The 16,198-nt window shown below is 57.8% G+C and carries 14 protein-coding genes and 2 pseudogenes; 13 read left to right on the top strand and 3 right to left on the bottom strand.

Annotated features, from left to right (window positions below):
- Positions 1-169: 169 nt before the first annotated feature.
- Together F8N44_RS07620 and F8N44_RS07625 are read right to left on the bottom strand one after the other, a co-directional pair.
- Positions 170-1,786, bottom strand: a complete 1,617-nt coding sequence (locus tag F8N44_RS07620) for an alkaline phosphatase family protein (protein WP_150649897.1) — start codon at positions 1,784-1,786, stop codon at positions 170-172.
- 215 nt (positions 1,787-2,001) lie between these two features.
- Positions 2,002-2,946: a LysR family transcriptional regulator gene (locus tag F8N44_RS07625; protein ID WP_150649898.1), complete on the bottom strand. Its 945-nt coding sequence runs from the start codon at positions 2,944-2,946 to the stop codon at positions 2,002-2,004.
- A gap of 165 nt (positions 2,947-3,111) precedes the next feature.
- Between F8N44_RS07625 and F8N44_RS07630 the strand changes: the two genes are divergently transcribed.
- A complete protein-coding gene (locus F8N44_RS07630) occupies positions 3,112-5,472 on the top strand; it encodes a TonB-dependent receptor (protein WP_150649899.1) in 2,361 nt (786 codons plus the stop codon).
- A 16-nt stretch (positions 5,473-5,488) separates the two neighbouring features.
- On the opposite strand, the gene F8N44_RS07635 is transcribed toward F8N44_RS07630, so the two are convergent.
- Positions 5,489-5,851: a hypothetical protein gene (locus tag F8N44_RS07635; RefSeq protein ID WP_150649900.1), complete on the bottom strand. Its 363-nt coding sequence runs from the start codon at positions 5,849-5,851 to the stop codon at positions 5,489-5,491.
- A gap of 130 nt (positions 5,852-5,981) precedes the next feature.
- Between F8N44_RS07635 and F8N44_RS07640 the strand changes: the two are divergent.
- From F8N44_RS07640 to F8N44_RS07700, 12 genes and pseudogenes are all read left to right on the top strand, one after another.
- Positions 5,982-6,608: pseudogene (locus F8N44_RS07640) on the top strand (aryl-sulfate sulfotransferase); the annotation flags it as partial.
- A gap of 100 nt (positions 6,609-6,708) precedes the next feature.
- Positions 6,709-7,125 carry a hypothetical protein gene (locus F8N44_RS07645; protein WP_224794749.1) on the top strand — a complete coding sequence of 139 codons (417 nt, stop codon included), beginning with the start codon at positions 6,709-6,711 and terminating at the stop codon, positions 7,123-7,125.
- Positions 7,126-7,505: 380 nt separating this feature from the next.
- Positions 7,506-8,318: an energy transducer TonB gene (locus F8N44_RS07650; protein ID WP_150649901.1), complete on the top strand. Its 813-nt coding sequence runs from the start codon at positions 7,506-7,508 to the stop codon at positions 8,316-8,318.
- 45 nt (positions 8,319-8,363) lie between these two features.
- The gene (locus F8N44_RS07655; protein WP_150649902.1) at positions 8,364-9,089 is read left to right on the top strand and encodes a MotA/TolQ/ExbB proton channel family protein; all 726 of its coding nucleotides are present in this window, start codon (positions 8,364-8,366) and stop codon (positions 9,087-9,089) included.
- Position 9,090: 1 nt separating this feature from the next.
- On the top strand, positions 9,091-9,492 hold the full coding sequence (locus F8N44_RS07660; RefSeq protein ID WP_150649903.1) for an ExbD/TolR family protein: 402 nt from the start codon (positions 9,091-9,093) through the stop codon (positions 9,490-9,492).
- A gap of 381 nt (positions 9,493-9,873) precedes the next feature.
- Positions 9,874-10,455, top strand: coding sequence for an alpha/beta hydrolase (locus F8N44_RS07670; RefSeq protein ID WP_077570156.1), 582 nt, complete (start codon positions 9,874-9,876; stop codon positions 10,453-10,455).
- 54 nt (positions 10,456-10,509) lie between these two features.
- Positions 10,510-11,442 (top strand): sigma 54-interacting transcriptional regulator, encoded by a 933-nt coding sequence (locus F8N44_RS07675; RefSeq protein WP_150649905.1) that lies wholly within the window; start codon positions 10,510-10,512, stop codon positions 11,440-11,442.
- 166 nt (positions 11,443-11,608) lie between these two features.
- Positions 11,609-12,406, top strand: a complete 798-nt coding sequence (locus tag F8N44_RS07680; RefSeq protein ID WP_150649906.1) for a MetQ/NlpA family ABC transporter substrate-binding protein — start codon at positions 11,609-11,611, stop codon at positions 12,404-12,406.
- 645 nt (positions 12,407-13,051) lie between these two features.
- Positions 13,052-13,717 (top strand): amino acid ABC transporter permease, encoded by a 666-nt coding sequence (locus tag F8N44_RS07685; RefSeq protein WP_008083580.1) that lies wholly within the window; start codon positions 13,052-13,054, stop codon positions 13,715-13,717.
- Positions 13,698-14,356 (top strand): annotated as a pseudogene (locus F8N44_RS07690) (amino acid ABC transporter permease). Before F8N44_RS07685 ends, F8N44_RS07690 begins: the two are co-directional and overlap by 20 nt.
- Positions 14,353-15,135 carry an amino acid ABC transporter ATP-binding protein gene (locus tag F8N44_RS07695; RefSeq protein WP_150649907.1) on the top strand — a complete coding sequence of 261 codons (783 nt, stop codon included), beginning with the start codon at positions 14,353-14,355 and terminating at the stop codon, positions 15,133-15,135. Before F8N44_RS07690 ends, F8N44_RS07695 begins: the two are co-directional and overlap by 4 nt.
- The gene (locus tag F8N44_RS07700; RefSeq protein ID WP_150649908.1) at positions 15,132-16,004 is read left to right on the top strand and encodes a transporter substrate-binding domain-containing protein; all 873 of its coding nucleotides are present in this window, start codon (positions 15,132-15,134) and stop codon (positions 16,002-16,004) included. Before F8N44_RS07695 ends, F8N44_RS07700 begins: the two co-directional genes overlap by 4 nt.
- Positions 16,005-16,198 lie beyond the last annotated feature (194 nt).

Raw genomic sequence — 16,198 nt, forward strand, 5'->3', positions numbered from 1 at the left:
AGCCCCTCATCGGAACGCCGCCCGCCCAGCCCTCTCCCAGAAGGGAGCCGATTGGGGGCTTTTCGAGCCTGAGTTCAACCTTGATATTTCAGGTCGGCGTATAGCTAAAAAACAACTCGGTCAGTCCCCTCTCCCTCTGGGAGAGGGTTAGGGTGAGGGGCTCTTAAAGCTACCAAACCCCAATCTGAACAACCTTCTCGGCTTCCGGCTCTCCATAACGAAACCGCTGCCCGCGCAAGTCGATCTCCTGATGACTGATGGTCGTCCGCCGTTTCAACCCGCGCACCCACTCAAACAAATACCCCGCATGCTCTTCGCGCACCGCCGCATACGCCGGGTCATCCCCCAGATCACGCAGCTCCTGCGGATCATTCAGCAGATCAAACAATTGCGGTCGAAAACCGTCGTACGCCAGGTATTTCCAGCGCTCGCTGCGCACCATGGTCATCCGGCAACGATCAATCGGCTGGCCCAGACGCTCACGCGCCGGCGCCTGAAAAGCGTAGTCGTATTCGCTGATTGCATAGCGCCGCCAATCTGGGTGTTCACCGTGCAGAAGCGGAATCAACGAACGCCCTTCAAGCCGATGCTCCGCCCCCGGCAATCCCAAGGCTTGAAGAAAGGTCGGCAACGCATCGATGGTTTCCGCCAGTCGATCATCGACTGTTCCGCGCGTGACATCTGCTGCCTTCCGAGGATCACGCACGATCAATGGCACGCCCACCGCCTGCTCCAGCAAAAACTCCTTCTCGCCGAGCCAGTGATCACCGAGAAAGTCGCCGTGATCGCTGGTGAACACGATCAACGTGTCGTCCCAACGGCCATTGCTCTGCAGAAAATCGAACAGTCGCCCGAGCTGATCATCCACCTGCTTGATCAGGCCCATATACGTAGGAATTACAGTCAATCGTACTGAATCGCGGGAGAAGTTGAGGCTTTCCTCGTGCTGGCGAAAGGCAGTGTATACGGGGTGTTTGCTGGCTTCAAAGGGCGTCGCACGGACCGCTTCGAGAATCGATTTCGTACTGTACAAGGCGTGGTACGGAGCCGGTACGATGTAGGGCCAGTGCGGTTTGATATAGGAAAGGTGTAAACACCACGATTTCTCCCCTTGCTCGGTGATGAAGTCGATGGCTCGATTTGTAGTGTAGACAGTCTCTGAGTGTTGCTCGGGAATTCGTGCTGGCAAATTCGCATGACGCATTTGCCAGCCGCTGAGGATTTCACCGTTCTCGCCTTCGGCGGCGTTGGCCCAGTCGTGCCAGGGATTTTTGCCGTCGAAGCCGTGTTCGCGCAGGTAATGGGTGTAGGGCGCGGATTCGCGCTTGTCGTCGAACAGCGGATCGTCGGGATAGATGCCGTCATGGCGCATATAGGGTTCGAAACCGACTTCGTTGAGGGTTTCGGCCTGTTCGCTCTCGGGGTTGATCGCCAGGCGTTGCAAGGCATCGACATTCGCCGTCGCGTGGGTCTTGCCGACCAAGGCAGTACGGATGCCGTGCGGGCGCAGGTAATCGCCGATGGTCAGTTCTTCCAGTGGCAACGGCACGGCGTTCCACGCCACTTGATGGCTGCTGACATAACGTCCGGTGTAGGCCGACATCCGCGACGGACCGCAGATCGTGCCTTGGGTGTAGGCGCGGCTGAAACGTACGCCGGCCGCAGCGAGTCGATCGATGTTTGGCGTGTGCAGATGCGGATGGCCGTAGCAGGACAGGTAATCGCGGCGCAATTGATCGCACATGATGTACAACACGTTGCGCACGGGGTTTGGCGGGGTGGGCATGGGGTTCACCGGTCAATGGGACAGGCGAGGTTTTTCGCTTTCGGTGGGGGTGTTCGGCAAGTGCATTTGGGGAATGGGTTTTATGCAGGCAGTGCATCGGAGACTGTACTGGCCCCTTCGCGAGCAAGCTCGCTCCCACAGGGTTAGTGTCGATCACACATTCTGCATTCACCACAATCCATTGTGGGAGCGAGCCTGCTCGCGAAAGCGTCATCTCAGACAGCAAAATTCTCCAGTGAACAGACTTCTTCATCCACCGCATCAATCGCCTTGATCTGCTCAATCATCGCCTCGGCCAACGGCGACAATCGATACCCCGCGCGGCTGACAATCCCATAGCGGGTGTACAACTCCTCAAGATCATCGGCCAACCCTTCAATGCGCAAACACACCAACTCACCCTTGGCCTGATGCAGTGCATCCGAGTACGCCCCGACAATCCCGATCGCATCCGAACGCAGCACAACGCTCAGTAGGCTAGAGCTGTTTTCACACTCGACATTCGGCGTGAAATCCGGCCGCCCACTGAGGTCGACAATGACCTTGCGCAGGTTCGGCGGACGAATACTCACCGCCAGCGGATAGCTCATTAATTGCTCGGCGCTGACCCGATCAAACCCGGCCAATGGATGCCCCGCGCGGCAACAGAAATGCCACTTGCGCGGTCGCAGCCGGTAGGTCAGGTAATCCGGATCTGCCTCGAAGTGCCGAGTGTCAGCGACAAAGAATTCAAACTCTTCGCTGAGTAATCGCTTGCTCAGGCTCTGCCAGTCATCGACCTGAAATTGCACCCGCGCTTTCGGATAGCGCCCGATAAAGCTGCCAATCGCCCGAGGAATCAAACCCGCCGCCGGCGCCGGCCCACAACCGAAGCGTAATTCTCCTGCTTCCAGACCATTGAACTGGCTGATCTCGTTGGCCATCTGCTGCGCGCCGCTGACCAGTCGCCGCGCGTGTTCGAGCAGCACCTGGCCCTGTTTGGTCGGCGGTAATTCCTTGCGCCCGCGATCAACCAACTGGCAGCCAACGCTGTGCTCGAGCGCCTGAATGCTGCGGCTGAACGCTGACTGCGACAGGTTCACGGCCTGTGCGCCGGCGACGAAGCTGCGTTGTTCAGCCAGGGCGATGAAGTGACGAAGTTGGCGCAAGTCGATATGCATTTTTCACATAAAAAATATCCGGGAAATGCATTGGATATGCATTAGGTCGACTCCTTATAAAGGCAATCTCTTATGCAGTAAATATTTGTAAATCCATAAATAAATAACTTAAAAGAATATGCAGCGCTGAAGATGTCTGTGTGTTTTTTGACCAGGAGCCGCGCCATGAGTCCGTTGAACCTTGCGTCACCCTTAACGCCACGACGGCTCAAACGTCTGCCTCTGGCCCTGTTGCTGGCAGGGAGCGCGAGCTGGACTCACGGCTACGCCGCCGATGCTGAAACCCCGGCGCCAGTGCCGGCCGGCAAGCCTGCCGCCAACAGTTCGCAACTGGAAACCGTGACCGTTACCACCCGCCGCCGAGAGGAAAGTTCGCAGGATGTACCGACGCCAATGAGCGTGGTCAGCGGGCAGAATCTGGAGACGCAGCGGGTCTACCGGATTCAGGATTTGCAGCAATTGGTACCCAGCGTCAACGTCGCCTACATGCACGCACGCCAGTCCAGCGTATCGATTCGCGGCTTGGGTAATAACCCGGCCAGCGATGGCCTGGAAGGCAGTGTTGGCTTGTACATCGATAACGTGTATCTCGGGCGTCCGGGGATGGCGGTGTTTGACTTGATGGACATCGAACAGCTCGAAGTCTTGCGTGGGCCGCAGGGCACGCTGTTCGGCAAAAACACCACCGCCGGGGTGATCAACATCAGCACCCGTGCCCCAACCTTCACCCCTGAGCGCAGTATCGAAACCTCGGTCGGCGAGGACGGTTATTTCCAGACCAAGGGCACCATTTCCGGCCCGCTCAACGATCAACTGGCCGGACGCTTTTCGGCTTATCGAACCCGTAGCGACGGTGACATCAAAAACGAATACGACGGCCATGATCTCAACGGCGGCTCGCGCGAGGGCTTCCGCGCGCAACTGCTGTTCAAGCCCAATGAAGATTTCAATCTGCGCTGGATCGGTGACTACAACGAGGAGGATTCCAGCGCCGGTACCCGCGTGCTCTACAACACCGGGCCGACAATCAATGGCGTCAATCTCTACCAGTCGCGCGCCAACGCGGCCGGCGCAACCTTGGTCAACGGCTCACACCGCAAGGTCAATCTGGACAATGACCAGCACGTCACCGTGCATCAGGGTGGCACCTCGGTGGAGGCCAACTGGACGCTGCCGAGCGACTTCACACTGACCTCGATCAGCTCCTATCGCTTCTGGAATTTCACTCCGCGCAACGACGATGGTCTCAACGTGCCGGCGAGTTACAACGCCGGGGTGTCGGTGGAGGACAAACAGTATTCGCAGGAATTTCGCCTGGCCTCGCCGAAGGGCGAGTTCTTCGATTACGTCGTAGGTGCGTACTACTTCGGCAACAACCTGGACAACAAATCCTTCGCCTATTACGGCCCGCAGGCTGATATCTGGAACGGCACGCCGGCCGGTGCGCTGGCCAACGTCACCAGTGTTGGCAACGGCCATATCAAGACCGACAGCTTTGCGCTGTTCGCCCAAGGCACCTGGCACCTCACCGAGCGGCTGGATTTCACCGCCGGGGTGCGTGGCACTTATGAAGAAAAATCCGCTTGGGTCACGCGTAATGCGCCGGTCGGTGGCGCCGTCGTGACTGGCGCTGCGGCCACGGCGCGACGCGGTCGGGCCGGCGCTTATGATTCCGGTGATTTGAACCAGTACAGCTCGAGTCCTTCCGGGCTGCTCAACCTCAGCTATCGCGTCACCGATGACGTGCTTGGTTACGCCACGCTGTCCCACGGCGAGAAATCCGGCGGGGTTAACCTGGCTGTCGGGTCAGCTCCGGTGGCCGGCGCGGATTCACTGCTGATCGGCACCGAACGCGCGAACAACGCCGAACTCGGCTTCAAGAGCACGCTGTGGGATCACCGTCTGCAGCTCAACGCCAACGTCTTCTGGACTCAGGTCAACGCTTACCAGACCAACGCCTACGATGCGGAAAATCGCGTCCAGTACCTGACCAACGCCGGTTCCGTGCGCTCGCGCGGTGTCGAGTTCGAAAGCACGGTGATCCCGTTGCGCGGCCTGACCCTGAACATCAACGGCTCCTACAACGACGTCAGCTATCTCTCGTACAAAGATGCCCCGTGCCCGCCGGAAGTCAGCCAGGCGCCGGGCGCTCCAGCCTCCTGCGATCTCAGCGGGCATCAAGTGGTCGGCGCCTCGAAATGGATCGGCAACGCCAACGGCGAATACAAATGGAATCTGGATAACGGCTTCGAACCCTACGTCACCGCCAGCTATGCATTCCGCTCCAAAGCCGTCGGCACAGTCGAGGATTCCGACTACGGACAGATCCCGAGTTACGCCGTGGTCAACTTCTCCACCGGCCTGCGCGGCGATTTCAATCAGGGCCAGTGGGACGTGTCGCTGTGGCTGAAAAACGCCTTCGACAAAACCTACTACACGACCCTGTGGACGGGCGGCAACGGCGGCTATGAAGGCCTGCTCGGCACGCCGCGTACCCTCGGCGTCACCGGTCGCTACGACTTCTGACATCGCGTGGAGGAAGTCACTGCACTATCAGGCAAAGGTCGGTCGCACATCGAGTGCTGCGCCCTTCGGAAATGACGTACTTGATGGTCGATTCCGTATTTGCAGTGGTTACGGAAATCACGCCTTTCGAATAGTCAGAATTCCAGACATCTCCCTTTTGCAGGACGATTTTTGTGCGCTGCTGGAAGACGTTGACCGGGCCATCGTGATTGTTTCGAACTGATACCGAGAGCTCCGGCGGTGTTCCGGAGTTGGCCGTTGGCGCTTGGGCTGGTGCGACGTCAACTTGGCCGTCGGGCGGTACGGTATCGGCCTGTGCGACCAGCAAACAGCCAGTCAGCATCAGAGGGAAAAAACAAATAAGGCGTTTGGCTTCCATGGCGAATTTCCTTGATCAGTCAGGTGACTTCGGATGTAGAGGGACGACGCCTTTATTTAGGAAGCAAAAACTCTAGCGTGTCACCTGTCAAACCTGACAGGTATGGAGTTTATGTGTGTTTCCCGTCGGTATGATTTATTCACGCAACGCCAACTTCATCGCGATCATCGATAAGAGCAGCGGCAAAGTGGTCTGGCGTCTCGGACCGAATTTGCCGCTGATCAACCCGAAGACTGCACAGAAACTGCCGCGTCCCGTGGATCAGTTTGTCGGTCAGCATGATGCGCACATCATTCCGGCCGGATTGCCTGGAGCCGGTAACTTGCTGGTATTCGATAACCAGGGTTCGGCGGGTTATCCGAACGTCACCCTCGGGCTGATTTCCGGTTCGCGAGTATTGGAAATCGATCCGCTGAAAAACGAGATTGTCTGGCAGTACAGCGCGGCGAATTCGAAGCAACCGGGCTGGGCGTTCTACAGTTCGTTCATCAGCAGTGCGCGGCGCTTGCCCAATGGCAACACGTTGATCGACGAAGGCATGAACGGGCGATTTTTCCAGGTGACAACCAGCGGTGAAAACGTCTGGGAATACGTCAGCCCGTATCTGGGCAAGGCGCCGGGCAGCGATGCGATCAGCAACTGGGTGTATCGGGCGCTACCTGTGAGTTATGACTGGGTACCAACGGGCACGCCACGCTCCGAGACAGTGGTTAATGCTCCAGTTGTCGGTGTGCAGCAAACCAATGCCAGTCGTTAGTTGAATTGGAATTAATGCGCGAACGAACGGCGATAAGTTATGAGCGGGGTGAATAGTGCTTATTGCAATTTCGTTAGCCAGTGGCGTGGACAATAGTTGAATGTCCAACCATCCTGACTGTCGTGAGTTTCCAGGAGGAAACTTGCTCTCATCGGAAGATACTTATCCCAACGATAAAGGAAATCGAATCATGTCGAGCATTAATGGCACTTATGTGAACGCTAACGCTGGCGCCAAACTGACGATTACCGATGGCAACGACTCCAACGGTACATTCAGCGGCACGTTCAGCCAGGGCGGCGTTAACTATGACGTCAGCTACGGGCATTACCATTTCCAGAACAGCACCGGACAACCTACCACCATCACATTTGTCGGTCTGAATGGTAATAGCGGATTTCAGGCGTGGTCGTTGTTTTCTCCTGATCACAATTACGCAAAAGTTCGCGCGGCCGGTTCTCGTACTAATTTTGACGGTGAAGTAGTGACCCTGGCAGGGGAATTCGTCAAACAATAATCCGCGCGCAATTGTTAAAGGCCGACGCACGAAAGTGCGTCGGCCTTTTTTATTGTTCCGGCAAAATAACAATCACTATTTACTTGGTATTAGTTGTCCCACAAAACCGGGTCAGGCGAATTTGATGCGTTGCATGAATACTTTCGATGCCTGAAAAGCATGCGCTTTTTCACGCATCGCTGCAGCCCGCGTGGCGCGTGGCTTTGGCAGAATTGATCAATTTTTATATTCCATAAAGACCTATGCATAACGTTAAAGATTACTTTCGGAGATAAGCGCCAAGCCCAATGATTCACCCGTCGATCCGCCGTGGGGGATTCAACAAATGGTTGATCGACAGTTTTTGTAGAGAACGCAAAAAGACCGCAGGGAGTGAATCAATGGGCAATGTCCAGACCGCCGCCAGCGCAGAGGAATTGCTGTGGCGTCAGACGCCAGGTGGCGAATTGGTCGATCTCGGCCGGGCGCATCGTGTGCCGCTGGGGCAGTTGCGTTTGCAGCGTGCGCCCAAGGGCATTCTGACTCGGCGCGAAACTATTCTGCTTGGCGTGCTCGCGTTGGTGGTGCATGGCGCGGTGATCTACTGGATCAGCCAGAAGCCGACGCCGGTGCTGCCGATTGTGCCGCCGGAAATTCCGCCGATGACCATCGAATTCTCGCGCCCGGCGCCGCCAGCGCCACCGGTTGTCGAGCCGCCACCACCTGCGCCTGTGGTTGAGCCACCGCCGCCGGTAGAAGACGAACTGGCGGTAAAGCCACCGCCGCCGCCAAAACCCGTTCCGAAACCCAAACCGGTGGTTAAACAGGCACCCAAACCAGCACCGAAAGCGGTCGAGCAACCACCGGCGCCGCCACAACCGGCAGCCCCGGTTGCAGCGCCCGCGCCACCTGCTCCCCCCGCGCCGGCACCCGTTACCCCGGCCTCAGCAAATGCCGCGTACCTGAAAAACCCGGCACCGGAATACCCGTCGCTGGCTCAGCGTCGCGGTTGGGAAGGCACGGTGTTGCTGCGTGTGCATGTGTTGGCCAGCGGCAAACCGGGTGAGATCCAGATAGCCAAAAGCAGTGGTCGGCAACAGCTCGACGACGCGGCGCTGAATGCCGTGAAACGTTGGAGTTTCGTCCCGGCCAAGCAGGGTGATGTCGCCCAGGACGGCTGGGTCAGCGTGCCCATTGATTTCAAGATTCATTAAACCGAAACCAAATTCGCGCGAAACGTTTACACGAGGGAATACATCATGACGTTACTGGCATCTCCACTGGAATCCATCGAAAGCGCGGTGATCTGGCTGCTGGTGGTTTTTTCCGTCGCCACCTGGGGTCTGGCACTGCTCAAGGCTTGGCAGTTCGGGCGTCTGAAGGCGCAGGATCGGCGTTTTCATAAGCGTTTCTGGGCGGCGTCGAGTCTCGATTCCGCCGCTGAATTGAGCGAAACCCAGCCCGGCGCCGCAGCGCGGGTTGCGCAAGCCGGTTACGCGGCGATTCAGGTGGGCGAGGCGCCGCAGGCGAATGATTTGAGCCAGGCGATCAACCATCAGGATCGACTGGAGCGCGCACTGCGCCAGCAAATTGTCCGCGAACGGCGTTCGCTGGAAACAGGCCTGGCAGTGGTCGCCAGTATTGGTAGCACCTCGCCGTTCATTGGTTTGTTCGGCACGGTGTGGGGAATCATGGAAGCGTTGAAGGGAATCAGCGCGGCCGGTTCGGCGAGCCTGGAAACGGTGGCCGGCCCGATCGGTGCGGCACTGGTTGCGACCGGTGTGGGGATCGCCGTCGCGGTGCCAGCGGTGCTGGTTTACAACTACTTTTTGCGTCGGTTGAAACTGACAGCGGCGGACCTGGATGACTTCGCCCACGACTTCTACAGCCTGGCGCAGAAGAGCTCCTTCCGCGTGTTGATTCACCCGACGGCGCACAAGGTTGCAGCCCCGGGCAACGCGGCAAAAGTGAAGGAGGCGTCCTGATATGGCCTTCTCCACGCAGGACAGTGACGAGGTACTCAGCGAGATCAACGTGACCCCGCTGGTGGATGTGATGCTGGTGCTGTTGGTGGTGTTTATCGTCACCGCGCCACTGCTGACCAACGCGATCCCGATCAACCTGCCGAAGACCGAAGCGGTGGCGCCGGTCGAGCAGAAGGATCCGCTGGTGGTGAGCATCGATGGCGCCGGCAAGCTGTTTATCAACAAGGACGAGATTCAGCCGGACTTGCTGGAACTCAACCTCAAGTCGGCCAAGGCCAAGGACCCGGAAGTACGCGTGCAGTTGCAGGCCGATGACGGGGTGAACTACGGCGAAGTGGCGCGGGCAATGGCTTCGATTGAACGGGCGGGGATTACCAAGTTGTCGGTTATTACTGCGCGGTGACAGATTCAACGTTTTTCCGGGGCCGTCTCCTTGGCAGGGTGCGGCCCTTTTTTTATTTCTGGCATATGGAAAAGCCCCTCACCCTAGCCCTCCCGAAACGTCGGACCGCCCAGAGGGAGAGGGGACTGACCGTGGTGATTGTTCAAGGTACGCCGACCTGAGATTTCGAGTCGAACTCAGGATTTGAACGGCATGAAGATCGGCTCCCTTTCCCTCTCGCCCCCTTGGGGGAGAGGGCTGGGGTGAGGGGGAAAAGACTTCAAGCCATGCACAAACCTTATATTCAATTCAGATCTTAATAAATAGCTTCTTATTCCTTAACGAATATAAATCCCCTCCCTATACTCGTTCAGGAACAGACACGACGCAGGAGAGCTCCCCATGCGCAACGAATCAATCCGCTACCTGATTGTGCCGGGCTGGCAAGGATCGCCAGAAGATCATTGGCAAAGCCACTGGCAGAACAGCCTGCCGAACAGCGCGCGGGTCGAGCAGGCCGACTGGCTGACGCCGCGTCGTGAAGACTGGGTCGCGGCGTTGGCCGAGGCAATTGCCGCCGACAGCACGCCGGTGATCCTCATTGCGCACAGCCTCGGCTGCGTCACGGTTGCCCACTGGGCAGCCACTGCGCCGCTGCAATACCTGCGTCAGGTACGCGGCGCCTTGCTGGTCGCGCCGGCCGATGTCGAGCGCCCGGCCTGCGCGCCGGCGCTGCGTAACTTCGCACCGATTCCGACTGATCTGCTGCCATTTCCAAGCCAGGTGGTCAGCTCCGATAACGATGCTGCCGTCAGTGCTCCGCGAGCGCTTGAGCTGGCGCGTAACTGGGGCGCCGAGGCGGGGATTCTCGCCGGTGCCGGGCACATCAACGTCAAGTCCGGGCATCAGCGTTGGGAGCAGGGTTTTGCTTATCTCTATCGCCTGCAAAACCGCATGGAACACCACGCTCGCCGCCGCGCCTGATTTTTATTTCTTTCAACGCCCCCGTCTGCCGGCGGTTTTGGGCGGGAGTCTGCCATGAGTTTCGAAACCTTCGGTCAGCCGTTGCTGACCTTTCCCGACGCTGAAAAAAGTCCCCTGAGCATTCGCGCCAAAGCGCTGGTGTTTGTCGACCCGCGCTCGCGTCAGTTGCGCGAAGAACTGGAGCAATTGGCGCCGCGCTCGACCTCGGTATTGATCCGTGGCGAGACCGGCACGGGTAAAGAATTGCTTGCCCGGCACATCCATCGCGCCAGCGACCGCAGCGGTCTGTTCGTTTCGGTCAATTGCGGGGCGATCAGCCCGACCTACGCTGATGCCGAACTGTTCGGCTATGCCGCCGGCAGTTACAGCGGCTCGGCCAGCAGCCGTGCAGGCTGGTTCGGTTCGGCCAACGGCGGCACCTTGTATCTGGATGAAATCGGCGACTTGCCGCTGCCGATTCAAATCAAATTGCTTGCCGCATTGGAGAATCACGAAGTTACCCGTGTCGGTGCGCATCAGCCGAGCCCGGTGGATGTGCGACTGGTCGCAGCGACGAGTATCGATCTGGCGCAAGCGGTGGACGCGGGGAAATTCCACGAGCGGCTCTATCACTACTTGAGCGAAGGGCAACTGGAGCTGCCCGCCTTGCGCGCGCGCATCGGCGACATTCTTTCGTTGGCCGAGTATTTCCTCGGCATTTATAGCCAGCGCCTCGACTTGCCCGTGCCGCTGATCAGCGAGGCGGCGCAGCATGTTCTCGAACAACACAGCTGGCCGGGCAACACCCGTGAGCTGGAAAACGTCATTCACTTTGCCTTGTTGGTGAGTACTGGTGACGAGATTCTGCCGGAACACCTGAACTTGCCCGAGGTGTCTGGCCCGCAGCTTCAGATCGAGCGACTGGTTGCACAAATCAACATCGGCGGCAGCGTCGATGAACGTAAGGCGTTGAAAAATTTGCTGATTCGTTTGAGTGAGGGTTTGTAACCGATTCGTTCAACATGAACAAAATGGAATATGAAGCTGAATAAACGTTATTGTCCGGGAATAAAAAATCCCGGTATTGTCCGACCCACGCCAGCGATATCACTTCACTGGCACACGTATTAATGCCGTCGTCGATGACGACCGTGATTTTCGATAAGGACACTGCATGAAAAAGGTTCTGTTGTTTACCGCATTGGCGGCTGCTTTGACTGCTTCCCTGGCCAATGCCGGTGAGAAACTGGTGGTTGCCGCGACCCCGGTGCCGCACGCTGAAATCCTCGAGCTGATCAAGCCAACCCTGGCCAAAGAAGGCGTGGATCTGGAAATCAAAGTCTTCACCGACTACGTTCAACCGAACGTACAGGTTGGCGAGAAGCGTCTGGACGCCAACTACTTCCAGACCCAGCCGTACCTGAACAGCTTCAACCAGGGCAAATACAAGGACGACAAGTCCAAGTACCTGGTGACCGTGCAGGGCGTGCACGTTGAACCGTTCGGTGGCTACTCGAGCAAATACAAGACCCTGGCTGAACTGCCGGACGGCGCGACCATCGCCATCCCGAACGAAGGCAGCAACAGCGGTCGCGCTCTGATCCTGCTGCAGAAGGCTGGCCTGATCGAGCTGAAAGATCCGAAAAATGCTGTGGCAACGCCGAAAGACATCGCCAAGAACCCGCACAACTTCAAGTTCAAGGAACTGGAATCGGCCCTGCTGCCACGTGTTCTGAAGGAAGTTGATCTGGACATGATCAACACCAACTACGCGCTGGAAGCCAAGCTGAACCCGCAGAAAGATGCGCTGGTGATCGAAGGTGCTGACTCGCCGTACGTGAACTTCCTGGTGGCCCGTGAGGACAACAAGAACAGCGACGCGATCCAGAAACTGGCCAAAGCCCTGACCAGCCCGGAAGTCAAAGCGTTCATCGAGAAGAAGTACAACGGCGCGGTACTGCCGGCGTTCTGATCTGACGCTTGAGTGAACCCCTTCAAGGTGTGAAAACGCCGATGGCCAGTGATGGTCATCGGCGTTTTTGTGTGTGCGTTGGAAAAGCCCCTCACCCTAACCCTCTCCCAGAGGGAGAGGGAACTGATTGGGGGATGCTGTAGAAGTACACCGACCTGACACGGCTTTACCGAATCCATAATCGATAAGGTCTTTCAGGTCGATGTAATACGCCAGACACATCAGTCGGCCCCCTCTCCCTCCGGGAGAGGGCTGGGGTGAGGGGCTTTTGATTTACGCTGTGGCCTTTAACGCCCGGCGCAACGCCACCAACAATTTCACAATCTCCTGCGGATCCAGTCGCTGCGGCACTTTTACGTCCATGTTCTCTTCCTTGTTATGGGTTTGGCCGGGGGAGTCTGGCCAAAAGCTGTTCATCCTTGGAGGGCTTTCGTGAAAAAAAGATCCGTCCTACAGCGCAAAGGAAAATAGCCTTCTTATTCCTTCCCGGCAAACCCACAAGATAGTTTTTTGGGTGATATCAATATGCTTTAACGGTATTTAAATTCTTGTTTTTATACCTATAAAGTCGGTGTCTGCCGGACAGCCATCCGCTGCCCATGGACTGCACCACCGTCGCTTACCGAGCGGCGTCCAGGACGTTTCATGACTTTCGATTACGCATTTATCCTCAGCACCCTGCCGGCGTTTCTCAAAGCCGTGGGCGTGACGCTGCAGGTCGGTTTTATCGCCATCGGTACTTCGTTGCTGGTGGCGCTGCTCAACGCGACGATTCTGGTGTTCCGCACGCCGTACCTGCAAAAACTGGTGGGCTTGTATGTGGAACTGGCGCGCAACACGCCGCTGTTGATCCAGTTGTTCTTCGTCTATTTCGCCTTGCCAGCTGTGGGGATTCAGGTGTCGGGTTTCACCGCCGCGATCATCACCATGACCTTCCTCGGCGGCGCCTACCTCACCGAAGTGCTGCGCGCCGGCGTTGATGCGGTGCCGCAGGCGCAACTGGAATCGGGGCGTTCCATCGGCCTGTCCCACGGCCAATTGCTGCGCTACGTGATCCTGCCGCAAGCGGGGATCCTCAGCCTGCCGTCGCTGTTCGCCAATTTCATTTTCCTGCTCAAGGAAACCACCGTGGTTTCGGCGGTGGCGGTGCCGGAAATTCTCTACACCACCAAAAGCTACATCGCGCTTTATTACAAAACCTACGAAATGCTCGCCGTGCTGACACTGATCTGCGTGCTGTTGTTCTTGCCGCTGTCGCTGCTTCTCAGCCGTCTGGAAAGGAGGCTCCAGCATGGCCAGTTCGGGTCTTGAGTTGCTTTGGGTCTCGTTGCCGCAATTGGCCAAGGGCGCCGGGCAAACCCTGTCGATCTCGTTTCTGAGCATCGCCATCAGCACCGTCGGCGGCGTGTTCTACGGTGTGTTGCGCACGCTCAACAGCACGTGGCTGAACGCGATCCTGCGGGTGTATCTGGAGCTGTTCCGGGCGATCCCGGTGCTGGTCTGGCTGTATCTGTTGTTCTTCGGTCTGCCGATTTTCTTTGGTCTGAGCATTCCGAGTTTCTGGTGCGCGGTGCTGGTGCTGTCGCTGTGGGGCGCCAGCGAGGTTGGCGAAGTGGCGCGCGGCGCGTTGCATTCGTTGCCGCGCGGGCAGCGTGAAGCGGGGCTGTCGATCGGTCTGAACGCGGCGCAACTCTACGGCTACGTGCTGCTGCCGCAAGCGCTGAAACGCATGACGCCACCGACCATCAACGTCTACACGCGGATCATCAAGACCAGCTCGTTGGCGGTGTTGATTGGAGTAGTAGATGTGATCAAGGTTGGTCAGCAGATCATCGAGCGCACCTACGAATCGGTGCTGATCTACGGCGCGTTGTTTCTGTTTTTCTTTTTCATCTGCTACCCGCTGTCAGCCGCTTCGCGCGTGCTGGAGGGCGCTGGACGCAAGCATGAGCGCATTGATCGAGTTTCACGGTTTCAACAAATTCTATGGCGAGCAGCAGGTGCTCAACGGCATCGACCTGCAGGTGCAGAGCGGCGAAGTGATCGTCATCCTCGGCCCCAGCGGTTGCGGCAAAAGCACTCTGCTGCGTTGCCTCAATGGCCTCGAAGTCGCCCACAGCGGCAGCCTGAAATTTCTCGACCGTGAGCTGCTGGACAAGGCCACTGACTGGCGCGAGATCCGTCAGCAGATCGGCATGGTGTTCCAGAGTTATCACCTGTTTCCGCACATGAGCGTGCTCGACAACCTGCTGCTTGGCCCGCTCAAGGTGCAGAAGCGTCAGCGCCGTGAAGCGCAACAACAAGCCGAAGCCTTGCTCGAACGCGTGGGACTTCTGGACAAGCGCGACGCCTTCCCGCGTCAGCTGTCCGGCGGTCAGCAGCAACGCATCGCCATCGTCCGTTCGCTGTGCATGAATCCACGGGTGATGCTCTTCGACGAAGTCACTGCCGCCCTCGACCCGGAGATGGTCAAGGAGGTTTTGCAGGTCATTCAGGGCCTGGCCCGCGAAGGCATGACCCTGCTGATCGTCACCCACGAAATGGCCTTCGCCCGCGCGGTGGCCGATCGCATCGTGTTCATGGATGCCGGGCGCATCCTTGAACAGACCCCGCCCGAGATTTTCTTTACGAACCCGCAAACCGCACGCGCGCAGCAGTTTCTGGAGAAGTTCTCCTTCGTGGCAACACTGCCAAAAACGAATCCGACAAAGGAACTGGAACTGTTATGAAAACTGCCGCTTTTTTACTGCCCTTGCTGAGCCTCGCCTTGCTTGCCGGTTGCAGCAAAACCGAAGAACCGCCGAAGCCAAAAGTCGCCAGCGAGAGTGCCGCGCCGGCCGGTTACCTGGACAAGATCAAGGCTCGCGACAAACTGATCGTTGGTGTTTTTACCGATAAGCCGCCATTCGGTTTTGTCGATGAAGCAGGGCGCTACGTTGGTTTCGATACCGACATCGGTCGGCGTTTCGCCAAGGATCTGCTCGGCGATGAAAACAAGGTCGAGTTCGTTGCCGTCGAGCCGGCGAGTCGCATCCCTTTCCTGCAAAGCGACAAGGTCGACCTGATCCTCGCCAACATGACCGTGACGCCTGAGCGCAAGGAAGCGGTGGAATTTACCAACCCGAACCTCAAGGTCGCGGTGCAGGCGCTGGTGCCGCAAAGCAGCTCGGTGAAAAAACTTGATGATCTGGCGACCCGCACCACTATCGTCACCACCGGTACGACGGCGGATATCTGGCTGACCAAGAATCATCCGGACTGGAAACTGCTGAAGTTCGAGAAAAACTCCGAATCGCTGCAAGCTTTGGCCAATGGTCGTGGCGATGCTTATGCACAGGACAATCTGGTGTTGTTCAGCTGGGCCAAGCAGAACCCGGGCTATCGTGTGCTCGATGAAAAGCTGGGGGCTGAAGCGCCGATTGCGCCGGCGGTGAAGAAGGGCAATATCGAGCTGCGCGACTGGGTGAATACCGAGCTGACCAAGCTGGGTGAGGAGAAGTATCTGCTCAAGCTGTACGACCAATATGTGCGTAAGGAACTTAGCGATGACACCAAGCCTGAGAGCGTGATTGTCGAGGGTGGCAAGTGGCAGGGGTGATTGTCTGTTGAGTCGGTGGTGAGGCTTGCCCCTCACCCCAGCCCTCTCCCGAGGGAGAGGGAGCCGACCGAGGTGTCTTGCATCAGACATCGACCTGACAAACCGAGTCGATTATGGATTCACAGAGGCATTTTCAGGTCGGTGTAATTCAACAGCATCCCCCATTCAATCCCTCTCCCTCTCCCGAGGAAGAG

It is taken from the genome of Pseudomonas fluorescens, assembly GCF_902497745.1.
Classification (GTDB): domain Bacteria; phylum Pseudomonadota; class Gammaproteobacteria; order Pseudomonadales; family Pseudomonadaceae; genus Aquipseudomonas; species Aquipseudomonas fluorescens_BM.

Excerpts from the sequence above, each read along its gene's own strand:
- F8N44_RS07630 (WP_150649899.1), top strand. The coding sequence starts at position 3,112 with ATGAGTCCGTTGAACCTTGCGTCACCCTTAACGCCACGACGGCTCAAA.
- F8N44_RS07635 (WP_150649900.1), bottom strand. The coding sequence starts at position 5,851 with ATGGAAGCCAAACGCCTTATTTGTTTTTTCCCTCTGATGCTGACTGGC.
- F8N44_RS07685 (WP_008083580.1), top strand. The coding sequence starts at position 13,052 with ATGACTTTCGATTACGCATTTATCCTCAGCACCCTGCCGGCGTTTCTC.
- F8N44_RS07625 (WP_150649898.1), bottom strand. The coding sequence starts at position 2,946 with ATGCATATCGACTTGCGCCAACTTCGTCACTTCATCGCCCTGGCTGAA.
- F8N44_RS07645 (WP_224794749.1), top strand. The coding sequence starts at position 6,709 with ATGTCCAACCATCCTGACTGTCGTGAGTTTCCAGGAGGAAACTTGCTC.
- F8N44_RS07660 (WP_150649903.1), top strand. The coding sequence starts at position 9,091 with ATGGCCTTCTCCACGCAGGACAGTGACGAGGTACTCAGCGAGATCAAC.
- F8N44_RS07670 (WP_077570156.1), top strand. The coding sequence starts at position 9,874 with ATGCGCAACGAATCAATCCGCTACCTGATTGTGCCGGGCTGGCAAGGA.
- F8N44_RS07700 (WP_150649908.1), top strand. The coding sequence starts at position 15,132 with ATGAAAACTGCCGCTTTTTTACTGCCCTTGCTGAGCCTCGCCTTGCTT.
- F8N44_RS07695 (WP_150649907.1), top strand. The coding sequence starts at position 14,353 with ATGAGCGCATTGATCGAGTTTCACGGTTTCAACAAATTCTATGGCGAG.
- F8N44_RS07620 (WP_150649897.1), bottom strand. The coding sequence starts at position 1,786 with ATGCCCACCCCGCCAAACCCCGTGCGCAACGTGTTGTACATCATGTGC.
- F8N44_RS07680 (WP_150649906.1), top strand. The coding sequence starts at position 11,609 with ATGAAAAAGGTTCTGTTGTTTACCGCATTGGCGGCTGCTTTGACTGCT.
- F8N44_RS07655 (WP_150649902.1), top strand. The coding sequence starts at position 8,364 with ATGACGTTACTGGCATCTCCACTGGAATCCATCGAAAGCGCGGTGATC.
- F8N44_RS07675 (WP_150649905.1), top strand. The coding sequence starts at position 10,510 with ATGAGTTTCGAAACCTTCGGTCAGCCGTTGCTGACCTTTCCCGACGCT.
- F8N44_RS07650 (WP_150649901.1), top strand. The coding sequence starts at position 7,506 with ATGGGCAATGTCCAGACCGCCGCCAGCGCAGAGGAATTGCTGTGGCGT.